Origin of the sequence: Bradyrhizobium semiaridum, from assembly GCF_020329505.1 — a bacterium.
Taxonomy (GTDB): Bacteria; Pseudomonadota; Alphaproteobacteria; order Rhizobiales; family Xanthobacteraceae; genus Bradyrhizobium; species Bradyrhizobium semiaridum.
Window position 1 is genome coordinate 1 of sequence record NZ_JAGKJJ010000105.1, and the last position, 617, is coordinate 617.

Consider the following 617-nt stretch of genomic DNA (forward strand, 5'->3'; position numbering starts at 1 on the left):
GAAATGGCCGACATGCGCGAGGTCAACCGGTCCTATGAAGCCAACCTTCAGGTGGTGAAGCAGGTGCGATCGATGCTCAGCATGACCATCGATCTGTTGAGGAGCTGACGATGCTTGAAGCGATTTCGTCGACTGCGATCTCCGCGGGGCCGGCGGCGGCCCGCGCGGCCGAGACGGACATAACGACGCCGACAGCAAGCGCGGTTCAGCCGAGCGGCGATCTCGGCTTCGATTCCGTGCTCAAGCAGGTGACGACGGATGCCATCGGAACGCTCAAGGCCGGCGAAGCCGCGTCGATCTCGGCGATCCAGGGCAAGGAATCGACGCGGCGCGTCGTGGAGGCGCTGATGTCGGCGGAGCAGGCGCTGCAAACCGCGGTCGCGGTGCGCGACAAGGTCGTGCAGGCCTACCAGGAAGTCGTTCGGATGTCGATTTGAGATGAAGGATTGAAGCTGTGAAATCGCTCGCCATCGCGGCCACCGGAATGAACGCGCAGCAGACCAACATCGAGGTCATCGCGAACAACATCGCCAACATCAACACCACCTCGTTCAAGCGGGCGCGGGCCGAGTTCACCGACCTGTTCTACCAGATGGATCGGATGCAGGGCGTTCCCA

General features: G+C 62.4%; 3 protein-coding genes. All 3 read left to right on the plus strand.

What is annotated here, in order from left to right; all coding sequences use genetic code 11:
* Positions 1 to 108: flagellar basal body rod C-terminal domain-containing protein (locus J6500_RS31685; protein ID WP_283842973.1), on the plus strand; the 108-nt coding region annotated here is incomplete at its 5' end.
* Between the two features lie 2 nt (positions 109 to 110).
* Entirely contained in the window at positions 111 to 437 is a 327-nt protein-coding gene (gene fliE, locus J6500_RS31690; protein WP_225716607.1) for a flagellar hook-basal body complex protein FliE, read from the plus strand.
* A 17-nt stretch (positions 438 to 454) separates the two neighbouring features.
* A partial coding sequence (locus tag J6500_RS31695) for a flagellar basal body protein (protein ID WP_225716608.1) occupies positions 455 to 617 on the plus strand: 163 nt, incomplete at its 3' end.